We start from the raw sequence: 18,185 nt of genomic DNA on the forward strand, positions 1-18,185 counted from the left end.
TCTATGATGAGGGCTGTGGCTGGCAAGAGCGAAGAGGTGAACACGCGGTGCGCATCGGAGAGTTGAGTCGCAGAACCGGGGTCCCGGTGCCGACGATCAAGTACTACGTCCGTGAAGGCCTGCTCCCCGCCGGGCAGCTGACGAGCCCGAACCAGGCGAGCTACGACGACGCGCACGAGCGCAGGCTGCGGCTGATCCGCGCGCTGCTCGATGTGGGCGGGCTGAAGGTGGCGGCGATCGCGGAGGTCCTCGCGGCGGTCGACGACCCCGGACGGTCCGTGCACAAGGTGCTGGGCGCGGCCACGGACCCCATCGTCCCGCGGTACGGCGAAGGTGAGCCGGACGCGGAGCTGGAAGGGGCGCGCGAGGAGGTCCGGGAACTGATCGCACGGCGTGGCTGGCGGGTGGACGACGACACCCCGGCAGCCGAGGCGCTCGCGGCAGCGCTGGCCGCGCTGGACCGCGTGGGGCACGGAGCCTTCATCGAAGTGCTGGACGACTACGCGTCCGCCGCGGAACAGGTGGCGCGGGCGGACATCGCGTATGTCGGACGCCGGGCGGGCCTTGAGGACCTGGTGGAGAGCGTGGTGATCGGCACGGTGCTGGGTGACGCGGTGCTGGTCGCACTGCGCCGACTTGCCCACGTGGACGTCTCGGCACGCAGGTACGGGGACGACAGGCTGCCGGACTGAAGGGACGAGGGGGGCGGGCTCAGGGGGCGAGGGGTCGGTGTCGATGCCGTTCCCCCTTCGCGCGGCCGACGCCTCTGCCCGTCACGTCGAGAACAGCCGACGGCACTGCCCGCTGCGCAGAGAATGGCTGACGGCACTGCCCGCTACGCAGAGAACGGCATCGCTCGGCCGCGCGCCGGACAGGTCCCGGCCGAGTCCCCTGCCCCAGGAACGAAAACACCCCCGGCCGCAACCGCAGCCGAGGGCCAGGAGCCGCCTGCGTCAGGCCGCCTTCTCCTGTTCCTGTTCCCGTTCCACCTGATCGTTCCATTCGCGCTTCACCGAGCGCCACGCCTCGTCGTTCTGGCCCAGTCGCCAGTACCCCGAGATCGACAGATGCTCGCGCGGAATCTGCCGGTCCAGCCGCAGATGGCGCCGCAGCTCCCGTACGAACGCCGCCTCGCCGTGCACGAACGCGCAGACGTCGCCCGCCGGGAACTCCAGCGCGGTGACCGCCGCGACCAGTGCCTCACCGGCCGGCCGGGCCCCGCGGTGCAGCCAGTTGATCTCGACTCCCTCGGGCGTGTCGACCTTCTGCTCGTCCTCGGGGCCGTCGACCTCGACGAAGGCATGGACACGAGCGCCCGACGGCATCGCCTCCAGTGACGCGGCGATCGCCGGCAGTGCGCTCTCGTCGCCCACCAGCAGATGCCAGTCCGCCGTCGCAGCCGGGGCATAGCCGCCGCCGGGCCCCAGGAAGCGCACAGTCTCGCCCACCCGCGCCCGGGCCGCCCACGGCCCGGCCAGGCCTTCGTCGCCGTGAACCACGAAATCGACCGTCAGCTCACGCTGGGACGGGTCCCAGCTCCGTACCGTGTATGTGCGGTTGGCCGGCCACTGCTCGCGCGGGAACTCCTCGCGGATCCGGTCGATGTCGAACGGCTCCGGATAGGTCACTCCATCGGGCGCGAACAGCAGCTTGATGTAGTGGTCGGTGAACTCGTCGATAGCGAACCCGGCAAGGCCCTCACCGCCCAGCACGACGCGCACCATGTGAGGTGTGATCCGCTCCACGCGCACCACCTGCGCCTCGTGGGCCTTCCTTGCCTTGCGGGCCGGTTGTTCTGCCACGGCGGTCTCCCCTGAACTCGTCCAGTGCTTAGGCTTGCCTAAGCTAACACTCAGCCCTGGAGTGTGGACAGCAGACGCTTGAGCGCGCCACCGAGCCCCCACTGGGCCGCGAGCTCGTCGAGCGACGCCGGATCCCGCGGCTCGGAGGGCAGCGTGGGGTCGAAGTCGGGAAGTGATACGTCCGAGGCCACCCGTACGACCTTGGGCGCGACCGCGACATAGTCCCGCGCCTCGTCGAGCCGCTTGCGCTGCGACGGTGTCAGCTTGGCGAGCGGATCGTCGACGGCGGCCATGATCCCGGCCAGGTCGCCGAACGAGTCCAGCAGCTTGGCCGCGGTCTTCTCGCCGATCCCGGGCACACCCGGCAGCCCATCGCTCGGGTCGCCGCGCAGCAGCGCCAGATCGACATAACCCGGTCCGTCGACGCCGTACTTCTCGCGCAGCCACGCCTCGTCCGTGACCTGCAGTGTCCCGACGCCCTTCAGCGGATACAGCACGCGCCGGCCGCGGGCGTCGTCGACCAGCTGGAAGAGGTCGCGGTCGCCGGTGACGATGTCGACGGGCCCGGCGGCGCGCCCCGTGAGCGTGCCGATGATGTCGTCCGCCTCGTACCCGTCCACGCCGACACGGGCGATGCCGAGGGCGTCGAGCACGTCCACGATCACCGGAACCTGGGGCGAGAGGGTGTCCGGGGTCTCCTCCTCGTCCGGCCCCGTCTCCGTCTCGACGGCGACGCGGTGTGCCTTGTACGAAGGGATCAGCTCGACCCGCCAGTGCGGCCGCCAGTCGTTGTCCCAGCAGGCCACGAGGTCGTCGGGGCGGTGGTCCTGGACCAGCCTGGCGATGAAGTCGAGCAGTCCGCGCACGGCGTTGACCGGAGTGCCGTCGGGGGCCCGTACCGAGTCGGGGACCCCGAAATAGGCCCGGAAGTACAGGGAAGCGGTGTCGAGGAGCATCAGGCGTCGCGTCACAACCCTGATGATGCCGCACCCCACTGACAGCCACCCGCTCTCCACTCGCAGCGGCCCCCTCGCACCGCCCTCGTGAGGTGGGTCACTGTCGGGTTTGGCACGAAAGGGCGAGGGCATGCGCGGACCCGGAGCGGACCCCGCGGCACGGCTTTGGATCAAGACGGCCGGCACATGCCACGGGCGAGCGGGCAGAACCCGTCCTGCTCCACGGCTCGCCTGCGGGGGTTGGCGAGCCGTTTTCGGTTCAACGCGTGAGGTGTATGTGTCCAGGCTGCAAGCCGAGCACTTGTACAAGGTGTTCGGCAGACGACCCGACGAAGCGGTGCGCAAGCTCGAGAGCGGCAGTGACCGCGACGAGCTGCGCGCCGACGGAACGACCGCAGCGGTGATCGACGCATCGTTCGCCGTCGAGCCGGGGCAGATATTCGTCGTCATGGGTCTGTCCGGGTCCGGTAAGTCCACGCTGCTGCGCATGCTGAACGGACTGCTCGAGCCCACCGCCGGACGCGTGCTCTTCGACGGTCAGGACCTGACCGCCCTGAGCCCCCGCGAGCTGCGCTCCGTACGCTCGACCAAGATCAGCATGGTGTTCCAGCACTTCGCGCTCTTCCCGCACCGCAGCGTGCTGGAGAACGCCGGCTACGGCCTCGAGGTGCAGGGTGTCCCGCGCGCCGAGCGCGACAAGCGCGCCGCCGAGGCCCTGGAGCTGGCCGGCCTCGCCGGCTGGGAAAACTCCTGGCCCGACGAGCTCTCCGGCGGTATGCAGCAGCGCGTCGGCCTGGCCCGCGCGCTCGCCACCGACGCCGATCTGCTGCTGATGGACGAGTCCTTCAGCGCGCTCGACCCGCTGATCCGCCGCGATATGCAGGACCAGCTGCTCGAGCTGCAGAAACGGCTCAAGAAGACCATCGTCTTCATCACCCACGACCTCAACGAGGCGATGCGCCTCGGCGACCGGATTGCGGTGATGCGGGACGGCAGGATCGTCCAGCTCGGCACCGCCGAGGACATCCTGGTCACCCCGGCCAATGACTATGTCGCCTCCTTCACCCAGGACGTCGACCGCTCACGGGTGCTGACCGCCGGCGCGATCATGGCCGATCCGCAGACGTCGTTCGGCAGGAAGACGGACAGCGGCAAGGAACTGCGCAACGCCAAGGACGTGCTCGCCGCGGCGCCCGCCACCGTCTCCGCCGACACGCCGATCATCGAGCTGTTCACCGCCTGCTCCACCAGCGGCGTCGCCGTAGCCGTCATCGACGACGAGGGGGAGCTGATCGGCGTCGTACCGCGCGCCCGGCTGCTCGCGGTCCTCGGCGAGCCGATGGCCCCGGCAGCGATTCCGCCGCAGGACGCGGGATCGCGGCAGGCTGCGGTCCCGCAGCAGGGCGTGACCAAGGAGGTGGCCAGTGCCTAGGCTCCATCTCGGCGACTGGGTCGACGCCGGTGTCAACTGGCTCCAGTCCCATCTCTCCTGGCTCTTCGACGCCATCACCTCGGTCGTCACCGGTATGTACGACGGCATCGACGCGGCGCTCTCCGCGCCCCAGCCGCTGCTCTTCGCCGGCATCCTCGCGGTCGTCGCCTGGTGGCTGCGCGGGCTGCTCGGCGGCGTGCTGGCCTTCGCCGGCTTCGCGCTGATCGACTCCATCGAGCTGTGGGACGACGCGATGTCGACCCTCTCCCTGGTGCTCGTCGCCACGATCGTCACCCTGGTGATCGCCGTACCGCTCGGTATCTGGGCCTCGAGCTCCAAGACCGTCAGCGCCGTCACCCGGCCGGTCCTGGACTTTATGCAGACCATGCCGGCGATGGTCTATCTGATTCCCGGCATCATCTTCTTCGGCGTCGGCGTGGTCCCCGGCATCATCGCCACCATCGTCTTCGCCCTGCCGCCCGGTGTACGGATGACCGAGCTCGGCATCCGGCAGGTCGACGAGGAGCTCGTCGAGGCCGCCGAGGCCTTCGGCACCACGCCGCGCAACACCCTGCTCCGCGTCCAGCTCCCGCTCGCCCTGCCCACGATCATGGCCGGAATCAACCAGGTGATCATGCTGGGCCTGTCCATGGTCGTCATCGCCGGCATGGTCGGCGGGGGCGGTCTCGGCGGCGCGGTCTATCGCGCCATCGGCAATGTGGACATCGGCCTCGGCTTCGAAGCGGGCATCTCCATCGTCATCCTGGCGATGTACCTCGACCGGATGACCGGCGCGCTGGGCCGTCAGGTCTCACCGCTCGGCCGTCGCGCCCTCGCCAAGGCGAAGTCGCTGACCGGCGGGGTGAAGATCTGGAACTACCGTCCGCAGCCGGCCGTTGCCGTCGCGGGCGTCGTCGTCCTCGCGCTCGTCGCGGGCGGCACGGGTATGTTCGGCGGAGCCAAGTCCGCCGACGCCTCGGCCGCCGGCAACGTCGGCCAGGGCAAGAAGGTCTCCATCGGATACATCCCGTGGGACGAGGGCATCGCCTCCACCTTCCTCTGGAAGGAGATGCTGGAGAAGCGCGGCTTCGAGGTCGAGACCAAGCAGCTGGAGGCCGGCGCGCTCTACACCGGTCTGGCCGGCGGCCAGGTCGACTTCCAGACCGACTCCTGGCTCCCGGTCACCCACGCCCAGTACTGGAAGAAGTACCAGAACAAGCTCGAGGACCTGGGCCCCTGGTACGGCCCCACCTCGCTGGAGCTCTCCGTCCCCTCGTACATGAAGGGCATCGACTCCCTCGAGGACCTCAAGGGCAAGTCGAGTCAGTTCAAGGGGCGGATCGTGGGCATCGAGCCGAGCGCCGGAATGATGGGCATCCTCAAGGACAAGGTCCTGAAGGACTACGGCCTGGAGGGCGAGTACAAGGTCGTCGACGGCTCGACGCCCGGCATGCTCGCCGAGCTGAAGCGCGCGTACGACAAGAAGGAACCCATCGTCACCACGCTGTGGTCGCCGCACTGGGCGTACAGCAGCTACGACCTGAAGAAGCTCAAGGACCCCAAGGGCTCCTGGGGCAAGGGCGACGGCGTGCACACCCTGGCCCGCAAGGGCTTCGCCGCCGACAACCCGCAGGTCGGCAAGTGGCTCAAGAACTTCAAGATGACCGAGAATCAGCTCACGGACCTTGAAGCCAAGATCCAGACGACGGGCAAGGGCAAGGAGCAGGACGCGGTACGCGCCTGGCTCAAGGAGAACCCGGACCTCGCCGAGAAGTGGACGCCGGTCGCCAAGGCGGGCAAGGCCGCGAACACGATGGCTCCGCAGTAGCGGCTGAGCGTTGTACGAAGGGGTGGGCCCGCTGCCGGCGGGGCCCACCCCTTCGGGCTTTCCGGGCCGGGTCGGGCGCGGTACCGGCCTGCTCCCTGAGCACCGGCGGTCGGAAGCTGCGTAAGGTGAGACAGGACCAGGGAGGGGAGCCCGGCTGATGGACGCGAAGGACGCGAAGGACGCGAAGGACCCGAAGGAGACCGAACCCCTTCGGGTGGGCGCGGCCGTCCGCAGGCGCCGCCGGGCCCTTGACCTCACGCTGGCCGCCGTGGCGGAACGCAGCGGTCTCTCCGTGCCCTTCCTCAGCCAGATCGAGAACGAGCGGGCCCGTCCCAGCATGCGTTCGCTCCAGCGAGTCGCCGACGCGCTGGAGACCACTGCCGGCCGGTTGATCGCCGCATCCGACGCCGCCCGCACCATCAATGTCATACGCGCCCCGGACGACACCGGGCCTCCGCCCGCCGCCGCGACCCGCCGCCTCGTGCGCGGACAGCATCAGCTGCAAGCCCTCGAATTCACCGGTGAGCAGGATGCGGGACGCGAGTTCCAGCACCGCAACGACGAGCTGATGTACGTCGCCGAAGGTACGGCGGAGGTCGAGGCGGAGGGACGCGCCTACCGGCTCGCGCGCGGCGACACCCTCTTTCTCTCCGGCGGCGTCCGGCACCGCTGGCGCGCCACCACGCCCGACACCCGGATCCTGGTCGTCACCGTCTCCGACCACATCGACGCGTCCGCAGACCAGCGGCGCTGAGGGCGGCCCCGGTGCGTGTCGTCTCACTGGTGCCTTCGCTGACCGAGGCCGTGGCCGTCAGCGCACCCGGGCTGCTGGTCGGGGCCACGGACTGGTGCAGCCATCCCGCGGACCTCGATGTCGTACGGATCGGGGGCACCAAGAACCCGGACGTGGCGGCCGTGGTCCGGCTCCGCCCGGATCTCGTGATCGCGAACGAGGAGGAGAACCGGGAGCCCGATCTGGCCGCACTGCGGGCGGCGGGCCTCGAGGTCCTCGTCACCGAGGTACGCGATCTGGAGCAGGCGTTCCGCGAGCTGCAGCGGGTGCTGGTGGCCGGGTGCGGGGTGGCGCGGCCGCGCTGGCTGGACGAGGCGGAGGCGGCGTGGGCCGCGGTCGCGTCGTTGGGGGAGTGGCGGGCGGTCGTGCCGATCTGGCGGCGACCGTGGATGGTGCTCGGCCGCGACACCTTCGCCGGTGATCTGCTGGCCCGGCTCGGCGTCAGGAATGTGTACGCGGGGCACGCCGAGCGCTATCCGCGTATCCCGTTGGAGGAACTGCGGAACCGCGGCGCCCAGCTGGTGGTCCTGCCCGACGAGCCGTACCGCTTCGCGGCCGACGACGGACCCGAGGCCTTTCCCGGGCTGCCCGCCGCGCTTGTCAGCGGCCGTCATCTGACCTGGTACGGGCCCTCACTGGCCGAGGCGCCCGCGGTGCTCAGCGCGGCGCTGCGACGAGCAACCCAGCAGATGTAACCGCGTTGTACGGCCGACGACTCCGTGCGTCAGATGTCGTCGGCCGGACACCGCCCGGACTCTGCTCAGCACAGAGGATCAGCGGCGTTGTCACCGCTGTACAGGTGCTGCGAGCAGTGCTCCGCTGAACAGACCGCGCAGGGTACGCACCCCGGTCACGGCCCACGCCGTGACGAGCAGGACGAACAGGCCGACCGTGAGCCACTCGAACGGGGCCGGCCCGGTGTGGGCCGCCAGAGCCTCCGCGCCGGTCACACAGGTACCGACCGGGAAGGTGAAGGCCCACCAGGTCATCGTGAACGGCATGCCTTCGCGCACGGCCCGCACCACCGTCGCGCCCGCGAGCGCCAGCCACATCAGCGCGAAACCCATCACCGGGACGCCGTAGATCACCGCGAAGGTGCCGAGACCGGTGGCGTACGGCGCCGAGATCGCGGCCGGAGCCACGTCCGCGAGCCTGTTGACGGCGGTGGTCGACTGGCCGAGCGGCCCGAGGACCAGGAAGAGGGCGGGGGTGAGCGCGAGCGGCAGCGGGCCGTGGCGGACGAGCCGGGCGAAGACCATCGGCAGGATGACGAGGGTGGCCGGCAGACTGATCCCGAACATCGCATAGCTCCCGAGCAGCATCGCCTCCCGCCACTGGCCGGCCGGCAGATGAGGCACCAGCAGGGGACCGAGCGATGCGGAGACCATGGGGGAGACGACGGGGAGCAGCCAGACGGGCGAGGCGGTGCCGGGCGTCACCAGGCGGCGTACGACCATCAGGTACGGGACGACAGCGGCGGCGGAGAGTCCGATGAGCGTGCCGACACCGAAAAGCACGGCTGCGGCCGCCACGGCCGCGCGCTCGCCGATGACGTCCTGGCCCACGGTCAGCGTGCCGAGGCCGACGGCCAGCAGCGCCATGGACAGGCAGCCGTAGAAGGGTGCGATCGCCGGGTCGACGAGGTGGGCGCGGGCCTGGTCGCGGTGGTGGATCCAGTGCGTGGCGCGCGTTGCCAGGACGAGGGCCAGCAGCACGGCGGAGAGCACCCACACCGCGGCGCAGGCCGTCCGCAGCCCCGGGACATCGACGGGGAGGGCGGCGCCGGCGTTCGCGACGATGGCGGTGCCCATGACGGTCGCGTACCAGTTGGGGCCGAAGTGGCGGAACGAGGACAGCCGTACGGCCGCGAGTGAGACGGCGGTGCGTGGGCGGGGCTGCACGGCGGTGACCATGTCTCCACTGTCACGCGGCGTGAGGGGCCCCACCAGGGATCACTCCTCTATGGCCCCATAAGCTGGATTTATGAGCGACGAGGACGACGGACGGGTGCCACTCGCACACCGGGTGCCGGATCTGGGCGCGCTGGAGCTACTGCTCGCTGTCGCCCGGCACGGCAGTCTGGGGCGTGCGGCGCGCGAGCTCGGGATCACCCAGCCGGCCGCGAGCAGCCGGATCCGCTCGATGGAACGGCAGCTGGGCGTGGCCCTGGTCGACCGGTCACCGCGCGGCTCCCGGCTCACGGACGCCGGTGCGCTCGTCACGGACTGGGCGCGGCGGGTGGTGGAGGCGGCGGAAGCGTTCGACGCGGGGGCGCAGGCGCTGCGGGGGCGGCGCGATTCGCGGCTGCGGGTGGCGGCTTCGATGACCATCGCGGAGTACCTGCTGCCGGGCTGGCTGATCGCGCTCCGTGCCGAGCGCCCCGGCACTGCGGTCTCGCTGATGGCCGGAAACTCGGCGATGGTGGCCCGGCGCCTGCTCGCGGGCGAGGCGGATCTGGGCTTCGTGGAGGGCCTGTCCGTGCCGGAGGGCCTGGACGGGACGCCCATCGGCCACGACCGGCTCCTCGTGGTGGCCGCGCCGAGCCACCCGTGGGCCCGCCGCCGGGCACCGCTGACCCCGGCGGAACTGGCGGCAACCCCGCTGATCCTCCGCGAACGGGGTTCGGGCACCCGCCAGGTCCTCGACTCGGCGCTCAGGCAGTACGGGGGCCTCGCGGACCCGCTCCTGGAGCTCGCGTCGACGACGGCGGTCAAGGCGGCGGCGGTGAGCGGTGCGGGCCCGGCGGTCCTGAGCGAACTGGCGGTCACGGAGGAACTGACGGCCCGCCGCCTGACGGCCGTCCCGGTGGAGGATGTGGACCTTCACCGGGACCTGCGTGCCGTCTGGCCGACGTCGCATCGCCCGACGGGCCCGGCGCGGGATCTGCTCACGCTGACGAGGAGACGTCCGGCGTCGGGCTGACCCGGATTCCCGCGCGTCGATCGCCTGGGGCGGGCCCACGCGGCGCAGCCGCAGATCGGATACAGCCCCACCCCGCCCCCTTCCCGTACTGGGGCTCCGCCCCAGACCCCGCGCCTCAAACGCCGGCGGGGCTGGTTTCCGGGGGCTTCGCCCCAGACCCCGCGCCTCAAACGCCGGCGGGGCTGGTTTCCGGGGGCTTCGCTCCGGGCCGTGCGCCTCACACGCCGGCGGGGCTGGGGTCCGGGGGCTTCGCTCCGGGCCGTGCGCCTCACACGCCGGCGGGGCTGGTTTCCGGGGGCTTCGCTCCGGGCCGTGCGCCTCACACGCCGGCGGGGCCGGTTTCCGGGGGCTTCGCCCCGGGCCCCCGCTCCTCAATCGCCGGCCGGAGGGGCTCAATTGGCCGACGCCGCCGCGACCAGCGCCGACATCACTCGGTCGTCCTCGCCCGCCTCCGGATGCCACTGCACCCCCAGCGCCCACCCCGCACCCGGCAGTTCCACCGCCTCCACCGTGCCGTCCTCCGCGTACGCGCTCGCCACCAGCGCGTCCGCCAAGCGGTCCACCGACTGGTGGTGGTACGTAGGGACCGACGACTCCTCCGGCACGATCTCCGCATACCGCGTCCCGGGCACAGGTTTCACCGTGTGCCGGCCGAAGACGCCCACACCCCCGACATGCCCGTCCAGGTGCTGGACCAGCGTCCCGCCGAGCGCCACGTTCAGCAGCTGCAGGCCCCGGCAGATCCCCAGCAGCGGTGTGCCGGACTCCAACGCCGTCCGGATCAGGGCGAGTTCCCACGCGTCCCGATCCCGCGCCGGTGTGCCGGTGCGGGAATCGGGCTCGGCCCCGTACCGTACGGGCTCGACATCCGCACCGCCCGCGATGACGAGCCCGTCCAGCCGCGATACGACCGACTCGGCCAGGGCCGGATCGTCCGGTGGGAGTAGCGCGGCGAGGCCGCCTGCCGCCTGGACGAGGCGCGGATACCCGGCGGGCAGCAACGCCGCGGGCATCTCCCACACGCCCCATTTGGCCGGTTCCAGATAGGTCGTGACGCCGATCAGCGGCTTGGACACAGTGACTCCGTTCAGCTTCGTTCGAATTTCGCTCGTTCGAGTTCAGCTCAGTCCCGTTCGAGTTCCGCCTCGGCCGCCGCCAGCGCCGCGAACTCCTCCTCCGGCGCCCGCGCGACCAGATGGTGCCGACTGTAGATCGCGAAGTAGGCGAGAGCGACGGCGTAGACGCCCAGCGCGATGAACGCCGCGTCCTTGTCCACCAGGAACGTCGCCACCAGCGCGGACAGCGCAAGGACAAAGGCCACGGACGAGGTGAGGATGCCGCCGGGCGTGCGGTACGGGCGGTTGAGTTCGGGCTCGCGGCGCCGCAGCACAATGTGCGAGAGAGCCATCAGCGCGTACGAGATCGTCGCGCCGAAGACCGCGATGTTCAGCATCCGCGCCCCGTTACCCGTCCCCGCCGCCAGCGCGAAGCCGATCGCTCCCGGGATCAGCAGTCCGAGATACGGCGACTTCCGGCGGCTGGTCAGCGAGAGGAAGCGCGGCAGATAGCCGGCCCGCGAGAGCGCGAAGAGCTGACGCGAGCCCGCGTAGATGAGGGAGAAGAAGGACGCGACCAGGCCCGCCAGGCCCGCGTAGTTGACGAAGCGGCTCAGCGCCGTCGGGTCGCCGGTTCCCTGCAACGCCACCACCAGCGGGTTTCCGGCCTCCTGGATGGCGTTCGAGCCGCGTGCGCCGGTCGAGGCGAAGAAGGTCAACACGGCGAGCAGCACCAGGATGCCCATGGAGATCGAGAGCGCCCGCGGCATGGAGCGCACCGGGTCCTTCGCCTCCTCCGCCGCCAGCGGTACGCCCTCGACGCCGAGGAAGAACCACATGCCGAACGGGAACGCCGACCAGATGCCCAGCAGGCCGAACGGCAGCCAGGAGCCCGAGCCGAGCGCGTGCTTGTCCACGGGGATGTCGTCGAGCCCGCCCGCGCTGAAGTCGGTGAACGCGCCGACCGCGAAGATCAGCAGTGCCGCGACCGCGATCGCTGTCACCACCAGGCTGAAGCGCAGCGCCTCGCCGACACCCCACAGATGGATGCCTATGAAGATCGCGAAGCAGGCGAGATAGACCGGCCAGCCGGACTCCAGGCCGAAGAGACCGAGCGATTCGACGTAGTCGCCGATGAAGATGGAGATCGCGGCGGGCGCGAGGATGTACTCGATGAGGATCGCGGTACCGGTCAGGAACCCGCCCCAGGTCCCGAGAGCGCGGCGGGCGAAGCCGTAGCCGCCGCCCGCTGTCGGCAGGATCGCGGAGAGTTCGGCGAGCGCGAAGACCAGGCAGGCATACATCACGCCCATCAGCAGCGTGGCTATCGCGAGTCCGCCGAAGCCGCCCTTGGACAGTCCGATGTTCCAGCCGGAGAAGTCCCCGGAGACGACATAGGCGACGCCGAGGCCGGTGAGCAGAAGCCAGCCGGCGCTGCCCCTGCGCAGCGTGCGGCGGTTGAGGTAGGCGTCGTCGGCCGGTGATGGCGCGCGCGTGGTGGTGTCTTCGGCCATGAGTCGCTCCTGGCAGAGGTCAAAGGTTTGTGGGCACACCTTTGCGCTAGCCATCGCGGATGCGCAAGCCCCGCGCGTAAAGCCGAGGTTACGGATCGGTTGACGCGAAGGGTCAGGGGAAGGGGCAGGGGGAGGTCAGGGAAGGAAGCCGCGCAGCAGGGCCGCCGTCCCCTCGCAGTGCTCCCGCATCACCTCGCGGGCCGCGTCCGCATCCGCATCCAGCACCGCCTCGACCAGTGCGGTGTGCTGATGCTGCGAGTGCTCGAGGTTCCGTACGAGCAGCGGAATGCAGTCCAGAAGCTCGTTCAGCGTCGCCCGCACCGCGGCGTACTGCGCGGTCAGCGTGGGGGAGCCGGAGAGCTCGGCGAGGGTGAGATGCAGCAGAGTGTCCTGCCTGCGGTACTCGGCGAGCGGTGCGTCGTGCGTCGCGGCCAGTGCCGTACGCAGCTGGTCCGCGCCCTCCTCGGTCAGGCCGTGCGCGGCGCAGAGACCGGCCGCTCCCACCTCGAGAACCTCCCGGAAACGCAGCGTGTCCTCGACGTCCACCGCCGCCACGCGCCGCCGCAGTTCGTCCTCGCCGTGACTGTCGGGGCGCTGCAGCACAAACGTTCCGCCGTACCGGCCGCGCCGGCTCTCCACCAGGCCCTGGTCGGTGAGGACCTTCAGCACTTCGCGCAGCGTGACCCGGCTGATCCCCATCCGTTCCGAGAGCTCGCGCTCCGCGGGCAGCCGCTCCCCGCCGGGGACCAGGCCGAGCCGCAGTAGCTGAAGAATCTGTTCCAGCGCTTCTTCGAAGCCGTTGCCCGCGCGCACGGGGCGCAGTACGGGTGTCAGCCGGTCGGCCGGTTCATTCATCTTCACCACGTCGCCGTTTCCTCTTCCCAGACAATGGTCTTCGGTAATACCTTAAGGCTTCCGGCTGACCCAAGGAGGCGTATCCCGTGGCAGACCGCAAAGCCCCGCTCGGGGTCGAGGAGCTTCGTGCCCTCGTCGCGAGCGGTGAGATCGACACAGTCGTCCTGGCCTTCCCCGATATGCAAGGGCGACTCCAGGGCAAGCGGTTCGCCGCACCTTTCTTCCTCGACGAGGTCCTGGAACACGGCACCGAGGGCTGCAACTACCTCCTCGCCGTCGACACCGAGATGAACACCGTCGACGGATACGAGATGTCCTCCTGGGAGCGCGGCTACGGCGACTTCGCCATGCACCCCGACCTCACCACACTGCGCCGCATCCCCTGGAACGAGGGCACGGCACTGCTCGTCGCCGACCTCGCCTGGAACGACGGCTCACCCGTCGTCGCCGCACCCCGCCAGGTGCTGCGCCGCCAGCTGGACCGCCTGGCCGAGCACGGCTTCACCGCACATGTCGGCACCGAGCTCGAGTTCATCGTCTTCAGGGACACGTACGAGGAAGCCTGGGACCGCAACTACCGCGACCTCATCCCGGCCAACCAGTACAACATCGACTACTCGGTTCTCGGTACCGGCCGTATCGAACCGCTGCTGCGCAGGATCCGCAACGAGATGGCCGCGGCCGGCCTGACCGTCGAGTCCGCCAAGGGCGAGTGCAACCCCGGCCAGCACGAGATCGCCTTCAAGTACGACGAAGCCGTGGTCACCTGCGACCAGCACGCCGTCTACAAGACCGGCGCGAAGGAGATCGCCTCCCAGGAAGGTGTCTCGCTCACCTTCATGGCCAAGTACAACGAGCGCGAGGGCAACTCCTGTCATATCCACCTCTCGCTCCAGGACGAGCACGGCACAAACGTCATGGCCGGCGACGGACCCGGCGGAATGTCGCAGGTCATGCGGCACTTCCTGGCCGGGCAGCTGGCCGCGCTGCGTGACTTCTCGCTGCTGTACGCGCCCAACATCAACTCGTACAAGCGCTTCCAGCCCGGCTCCTTCGCGCCGACCGCCGTCGCCTGGGGCTACGACAACCGCACCTGCGCACTCCGCGTCGTCGGCCACGGCCGCTCGATGCGCTTCGAGAACCGGCTGCCGGGCGGCGACGTCAACCCGCACCTGGCGGTCGCGGGCCTGGTCGCCGCCGGTCTGTACGGAATCGAGCAGAAGCTGGAGCTGCCCGAGGAGTGCACGGGCAATGCGTACACCGCCGGATACGCGCAGGTCCCCACCACGCTGCGCGAAGCCGCCGAGCTCTGGGAGAACAGCCCCATCGCCAAGGCGGCCTTCGGCGACGAAGTCGTCGCGCACTACCGCAACATGGCGCGGGTCGAGCTGGAAGCGTTCGACGCCGCGGTGACCGACTGGGAGCTCCGCCGCTCCTTCGAACGTCTGTGAGGGACGCTTTGTCGTACACGCACCACGAGGTCACGCACCACGAGGTACTCAACCCCGCCACCGGGCAGGTCATCGAGACCGTCCCGGCGACGACGGCCGCCGAGGTGGACGCCGCCGTCGCGCGGGCCGCGAAGGCGCAGCGGGGTTGGGCGGCCGCGGCCCCCGCAGACCGGGCCAGACTGCTGCGCCGGTTCGCCGCGGTCGTCGACGAGCACCTCGAAGAACTGGCCCTGTTGGAGGTCCGCGAGGCCGGTCACACGATCGGCAACGCCCGCTGGGAGGCCGGCAACGTCCGCGATCTCCTCGACTTCGCGGCCGGGGGAGTGGAACGGCTCAACGGCCGCCAGATCCCGGTCGCCGGCGGACTCGACATCACGATCCTCGAACCGCTCGGCGTCATCGGCGTGATCGCGCCCTGGAACTTCCCCATGCCGATCGCCGCCTGGGGTACGGCCCCGGCCCTGGCGGCAGGAAACGCCGTACTCCTCAAGCCGGCCGAGACGACCCCGCTGACCGCGCTGCGGCTGGCCGAACTCGCCCTGGAGGCAGGCCTTCCCGAGCATCTCTTCCAGGTGCTCCCGGGCGCGGGCGACGTCACGGGCAACGCGCTGGTCGAACACCCCAGCGTCGCGAAGATCGTGTTCACCGGCTCCACCCGGGTCGGCAAGCAGATCATGGCCAAGAGCGCCGACCGCCTGAAGCGGGTGACACTCGAACTCGGCGGCAAGAGCCCCAACATCGTCTTCGCCGACTCCGACCTCGAGGCCGCGGTCGCCGCCACCCCCATGTCGTTCCTGGACAACTCAGGGCAGGACTGCTGTGCACGCAGCCGTGTGCTGGTGCAGCGTTGCGTGTACGACCGCTTTCTCGAACTCCTCGCCCCCGGGATCGAGTCCGTCGTCGTCGGCGACCCGTCCGACGAGAAGACCCAGATGGGTCCGCTGATTTCGCAGGCGCAGCTGGAGCGGGTGCGTGGTTACGTACCCGAAGAGCTGAAGGGGATCCGTGGCACCGCCCCCGACGGCCCCGGCTTCTGGTTCCCGCCGACCGTCCTCACCGACCTCGAACCGGACGCCCCGGCTGCCTGCGAGGAGGTCTTCGGCCCGGTCGCCGTTGTCCTCCCCTTCGAGGACGAGGCCCACGCGATCCGGCTCGCCAACGCCACCGAGTACGGCCTGTCCGGCTCGATCTGGACCCGCGACGTCGGCCGCGCGATCCGCGTCTCGCGTGCCGTCGCCGCCGGCAACCTCTCGGTCAACTCCCACAGCAGCGTCCGCTACTGGACCCCGTTCGGCGGCTACAAGCAGTCCGGACTCGGCCGCGAACTGGGCCCGGACGCCCTCACCGCTTTCACCGAAACCAAGAACGTCTTCATCAGCACGGAGGCCTGAACCACCATGACCGAAACCCCTGTGTGCCGCCGCCTCGTGGGCCGTACCGCAGTCATCACCGGCGCCGGCAGCGGAATCGGCCTGGCCACCGCGCGCCGCCTCGCCTCCGAGGGCGCGAACGTCGTCTGCGGCGACATCGACGAGAGCGCGGGCAAGGCGGCGGCCGACGAGGTCGGCGGCACCTTCGTACGTGTCGACGTGACCAACCCCGAGCAGGTCGAGGCACTGTTCAAGACGGCGTACGACACCTACGGCAGCGTCGACATCGCCTTCAACAACGCGGGCATCTCGCCGCCCGACGACGACTCCATCCTCACCACAGGACTGGAGGCCTGGAAGCGCGTCCAGGACGTCAACCTCACCTCTGTCTACCTCTGCTGCAAGGCCGCCATCCCCTATATGCAGCGCCAGGGCCGCGGCTCCATCATCAACACCGCGTCCTTCGTAGCGATCATGGGCGCGGCGACCTCCCAGATCTCGTACACCGCGTCCAAGGGCGGCGTGCTCGCCATGTCGCGCGAACTCGGCGTGCAGTTCGCCCGCGAGGGGATCCGGGTGAACGCGCTCTGCCCGGGGCCGGTCAACACCCCGCTCCTGCAGGAGCTGTTCGCCAAGGACCCGGAGCGCGCCGCGCGCCGGCTCGTCCACATCCCGGCCGGACGGTTCGCTGAGGCGGACGAGCTCGCCGCCGCCGTGGCTTTCCTCGCCAGCGACGACTCCTCGTTCATCAACGCCACCGACTTCCTGGTCGACGGCGGAATCTCGGGCGCGTACGTCACGCCTCTGTAGATCATCCGCTTCTTCGCCTCTGCAGTTCTATCCGCAGCAACCACCCCCACAGCCGGGCGTCGCACGACGCCCGGCTGTTCTGCGTACACCGAGGAGGATGTTCATGAACCACAAGCTCCGCTGGCCCGCGGCAGCCGCAGCACTCGCCATCGCCGGGACCGGTCTCGCCGCCGCCCAGCCCGCCCAGCCCGCCCATCCCGCCCAGGCGAAGCCGCGGAGCTGCCCGGTGCTGGAGATCTCGCAGGGCTGGTACGGGGAGAACAAGGCGCGGCTCCAGCAGCTGATCGACGACTACGGACGCTGCGGCGATCACCGCAAGGGGAGGGACAAGCCCGTCGCCGTCTTCGACTGGGACAACACCGTCGTCAAGAACGATGTCGGCGACGCGACCATGTTCTGGATGCTGCGCAACAGCAAGATCCGCCCGCCCAGGGGCGGTGACTGGCGCACCACCAGTCGCCATCTGACCGCCGAGGCCGCCGGCTCGTTGAAGACCGCCTGTCCCACCGGCGTGCGGACGCTCCCCACGGGCACCGACACACGCTGCGCCGACGAGATCAACTCCGTCTACTCCGAGGGCACCACCACGAGCGGTGGGACCGCCTTCGCCGGCTTCGACCACCGCCGGATCGAGCCGCAGTACGCCTGGCTCGCCCAGCTGATGAACGGCTGGACGACCCGGCAGATCCAGACCTTCGCCACCGCTGCCCGCGCCGAGAACCTGGCCGCGCCCATCGGCGCCGAGCAGCAGGTCGGCTCGGGCAAGGCGACCGGCTGGGTGCGCTACTACGACCAGCAGCGCGATCTGATCCGTACTCTGCAGAAGGCTGGCTTCGACGTCTGGATCACCTCGGCCTCGCCCGAGCCCGTCGTCGACGTCTGGGCGCGCGGAGTCGGCATCGAAGCGGACCACTCGCTCGGCATCCGCAGCGTCACCGAGCACGGCCGCCTCACGTCGCATCTCAAGGGCTGCGGCACGGTCGCGGACGGCGACGACTCGATGATCACGTACATCGACGGCAAGCGCTGCTGGATCAACAAGGAGATCTTCGGGGTGCGAGGCGCGGCCGCCGAGAAGGTCCAGCCCGTCCACCGGCGGCAGGTGTTCGCGGCGGGCGACTCCGACACCGACATCTCCTTCCTGCGGGACGCGACCGGCCTGCGGCTGGTCCTCAACCGCAACAAGAAGGAAGTCATGTGCCGCGCCTACGACAACGGTGACGGCCGCTGGATCGTCAACCCGATGTTCATAGAGCCGAAGAAGCGGCAGGTCGCCCCATACCCCTGCGCGACCTCGGCATTCACCGAGCGGGACGGCATGTCCGCGCCCGTACGCAGGGCGGACGGCAGCGTCGTTCCCGACCAGCGGGACTCGGTGTACCCGTCCTGAACGGGCC

Annotated in this window: 16 protein-coding genes; 10 read left to right on the top strand and 6 right to left on the bottom strand. The window is 70.2% G+C overall.

The window, feature by feature from the left end; all coding sequences use genetic code 11:
- Positions 1-47 precede the first annotated feature (47 nt).
- The gene (locus tag AB0D12_RS10040) at positions 48-692 is read left to right on the top strand and encodes a MerR family transcriptional regulator (RefSeq protein ID WP_362679077.1); all 645 of its coding nucleotides are present in this window, start codon (positions 48-50) and stop codon (positions 690-692) included.
- Positions 693-953: 261 nt separating this feature from the next.
- Here AB0D12_RS10040 and AB0D12_RS10045 read toward each other — a convergent pair whose 3' ends face one another.
- Both AB0D12_RS10045 and AB0D12_RS10050 read right to left on the bottom strand, forming a co-directional pair.
- Positions 954-1,802 carry a siderophore-interacting protein gene (locus AB0D12_RS10045; protein ID WP_362679080.1) on the bottom strand — a complete coding sequence of 283 codons (849 nt, stop codon included), beginning with the start codon at positions 1,800-1,802 and terminating at the stop codon, positions 954-956.
- Positions 1,803-1,852: 50 nt separating this feature from the next.
- Positions 1,853-2,758 (bottom strand): 5'-3' exonuclease, encoded by a 906-nt coding sequence (locus AB0D12_RS10050; RefSeq protein ID WP_362679710.1) that lies wholly within the window; start codon positions 2,756-2,758, stop codon positions 1,853-1,855.
- A 277-nt stretch (positions 2,759-3,035) separates the two neighbouring features.
- On the opposite strand from AB0D12_RS10050, the gene AB0D12_RS10055 reads away from it, so the two are divergent.
- From AB0D12_RS10055 to AB0D12_RS10070, 4 genes are all read left to right on the top strand, one after another.
- A complete protein-coding gene (locus AB0D12_RS10055) occupies positions 3,036-4,190 on the top strand; it encodes a glycine betaine/L-proline ABC transporter ATP-binding protein (protein WP_362679083.1) in 1,155 nt (384 codons plus the stop codon).
- On the top strand, positions 4,183-6,018 hold the full coding sequence (locus tag AB0D12_RS10060) for an ABC transporter permease/substrate binding protein (RefSeq protein WP_362679086.1): 1,836 nt from the start codon (positions 4,183-4,185) through the stop codon (positions 6,016-6,018). The genes AB0D12_RS10055 and AB0D12_RS10060 overlap by 8 nt, the downstream gene beginning before the upstream one ends.
- A 157-nt stretch (positions 6,019-6,175) precedes the next feature.
- A complete protein-coding gene (locus AB0D12_RS10065) occupies positions 6,176-6,772 on the top strand; it encodes a helix-turn-helix domain-containing protein (RefSeq protein WP_362679088.1) in 597 nt (198 codons plus the stop codon).
- An 11-nt stretch (positions 6,773-6,783) separates the two neighbouring features.
- A complete protein-coding gene (locus AB0D12_RS10070; RefSeq protein ID WP_362679091.1) occupies positions 6,784-7,506 on the top strand; it encodes a helical backbone metal receptor in 723 nt (240 codons plus the stop codon).
- A gap of 90 nt (positions 7,507-7,596) precedes the next feature.
- Here the strand turns inward: AB0D12_RS10070 and AB0D12_RS10075 are convergent, their stop codons facing one another.
- Positions 7,597-8,724 carry a TDT family transporter gene (locus AB0D12_RS10075; protein ID WP_362679094.1) on the bottom strand — a complete coding sequence of 376 codons (1,128 nt, stop codon included), beginning with the start codon at positions 8,722-8,724 and terminating at the stop codon, positions 7,597-7,599.
- Between the two features lie 70 nt (positions 8,725-8,794).
- Here AB0D12_RS10075 and AB0D12_RS10080 point away from each other — a divergent pair, with 70 nt between their 5' ends.
- Complete coding sequence (locus AB0D12_RS10080) at positions 8,795-9,733, top strand: LysR family transcriptional regulator (protein ID WP_362679097.1); 939 nt, start codon at positions 8,795-8,797, stop codon at positions 9,731-9,733.
- A gap of 392 nt (positions 9,734-10,125) precedes the next feature.
- Here AB0D12_RS10080 and AB0D12_RS10085 read toward each other — a convergent pair whose 3' ends face one another.
- From AB0D12_RS10085 to AB0D12_RS10095, 3 genes are all read right to left on the bottom strand, one after another.
- The gene (locus AB0D12_RS10085; RefSeq protein ID WP_362679100.1) at positions 10,126-10,809 is read right to left on the bottom strand and encodes a gamma-glutamyl-gamma-aminobutyrate hydrolase family protein; all 684 of its coding nucleotides are present in this window, start codon (positions 10,807-10,809) and stop codon (positions 10,126-10,128) included.
- Between the two features lie 47 nt (positions 10,810-10,856).
- Complete coding sequence (eat, locus tag AB0D12_RS10090; RefSeq protein WP_362679103.1) at positions 10,857-12,302, bottom strand: ethanolamine permease; 1,446 nt, start codon at positions 12,300-12,302, stop codon at positions 10,857-10,859.
- Between the two features lie 135 nt (positions 12,303-12,437).
- On the bottom strand, positions 12,438-13,157 hold the full coding sequence (locus AB0D12_RS10095) for an FCD domain-containing protein (protein WP_362679713.1): 720 nt from the start codon (positions 13,155-13,157) through the stop codon (positions 12,438-12,440).
- Positions 13,158-13,243: 86 nt separating this feature from the next.
- Here AB0D12_RS10095 and AB0D12_RS10100 point away from each other — a divergent pair, with 86 nt between their 5' ends.
- The 4 genes from AB0D12_RS10100 to AB0D12_RS10115 all read left to right on the top strand — a co-directional run bounded on the left by AB0D12_RS10100 (position 13,244) and on the right by AB0D12_RS10115 (position 18,178).
- Positions 13,244-14,608, top strand: coding sequence for a glutamine synthetase family protein (locus tag AB0D12_RS10100; RefSeq protein ID WP_327322399.1), 1,365 nt, complete (start codon positions 13,244-13,246; stop codon positions 14,606-14,608).
- Positions 14,605-15,999 carry an aldehyde dehydrogenase family protein gene (locus tag AB0D12_RS10105; protein WP_362679106.1) on the top strand — a complete coding sequence of 465 codons (1,395 nt, stop codon included), beginning with the start codon at positions 14,605-14,607 and terminating at the stop codon, positions 15,997-15,999. The genes AB0D12_RS10100 and AB0D12_RS10105 overlap by 4 nt, the downstream gene beginning before the upstream one ends.
- Positions 16,000-16,005: 6 nt before the next feature.
- Positions 16,006-16,788 carry a 3-oxoacyl-ACP reductase gene (locus tag AB0D12_RS10110; RefSeq protein ID WP_362679109.1) on the top strand — a complete coding sequence of 261 codons (783 nt, stop codon included), beginning with the start codon at positions 16,006-16,008 and terminating at the stop codon, positions 16,786-16,788.
- Between the two features lie 103 nt (positions 16,789-16,891).
- The gene (locus AB0D12_RS10115; RefSeq protein WP_362679112.1) at positions 16,892-18,178 is read left to right on the top strand and encodes a haloacid dehalogenase-like hydrolase; all 1,287 of its coding nucleotides are present in this window, start codon (positions 16,892-16,894) and stop codon (positions 18,176-18,178) included.
- Positions 18,179-18,185: the final 7 nt, after the last annotated feature.

This window comes from Streptomyces sp. NPDC048479 (assembly GCF_040651435.1).
Lineage (GTDB): Bacteria > Actinomycetota > Actinomycetes > Streptomycetales > Streptomycetaceae > Streptomyces.

Coding starts and splice junctions, on each gene's coding strand:
- AB0D12_RS10065 (WP_362679088.1), top strand. CDS start 6,176: ATGGACGCGAAGGACGCGAAGGACGCGAAGGACCCGAAGGAGACCGAA.
- AB0D12_RS10110 (WP_362679109.1), top strand. CDS start 16,006: ATGACCGAAACCCCTGTGTGCCGCCGCCTCGTGGGCCGTACCGCAGTC.
- AB0D12_RS10080 (WP_362679097.1), top strand. CDS start 8,795: ATGAGCGACGAGGACGACGGACGGGTGCCACTCGCACACCGGGTGCCG.
- eat (WP_362679103.1), bottom strand. CDS start 12,302: ATGGCCGAAGACACCACCACGCGCGCGCCATCACCGGCCGACGACGCC.
- AB0D12_RS10075 (WP_362679094.1), bottom strand. CDS start 8,724: ATGGTCACCGCCGTGCAGCCCCGCCCACGCACCGCCGTCTCACTCGCG.
- AB0D12_RS10115 (WP_362679112.1), top strand. CDS start 16,892: ATGAACCACAAGCTCCGCTGGCCCGCGGCAGCCGCAGCACTCGCCATC.
- AB0D12_RS10050 (WP_362679710.1), bottom strand. CDS start 2,758: ATGCTCCTCGACACCGCTTCCCTGTACTTCCGGGCCTATTTCGGGGTC.
- AB0D12_RS10095 (WP_362679713.1), bottom strand. CDS start 13,157: ATGAATGAACCGGCCGACCGGCTGACACCCGTACTGCGCCCCGTGCGC.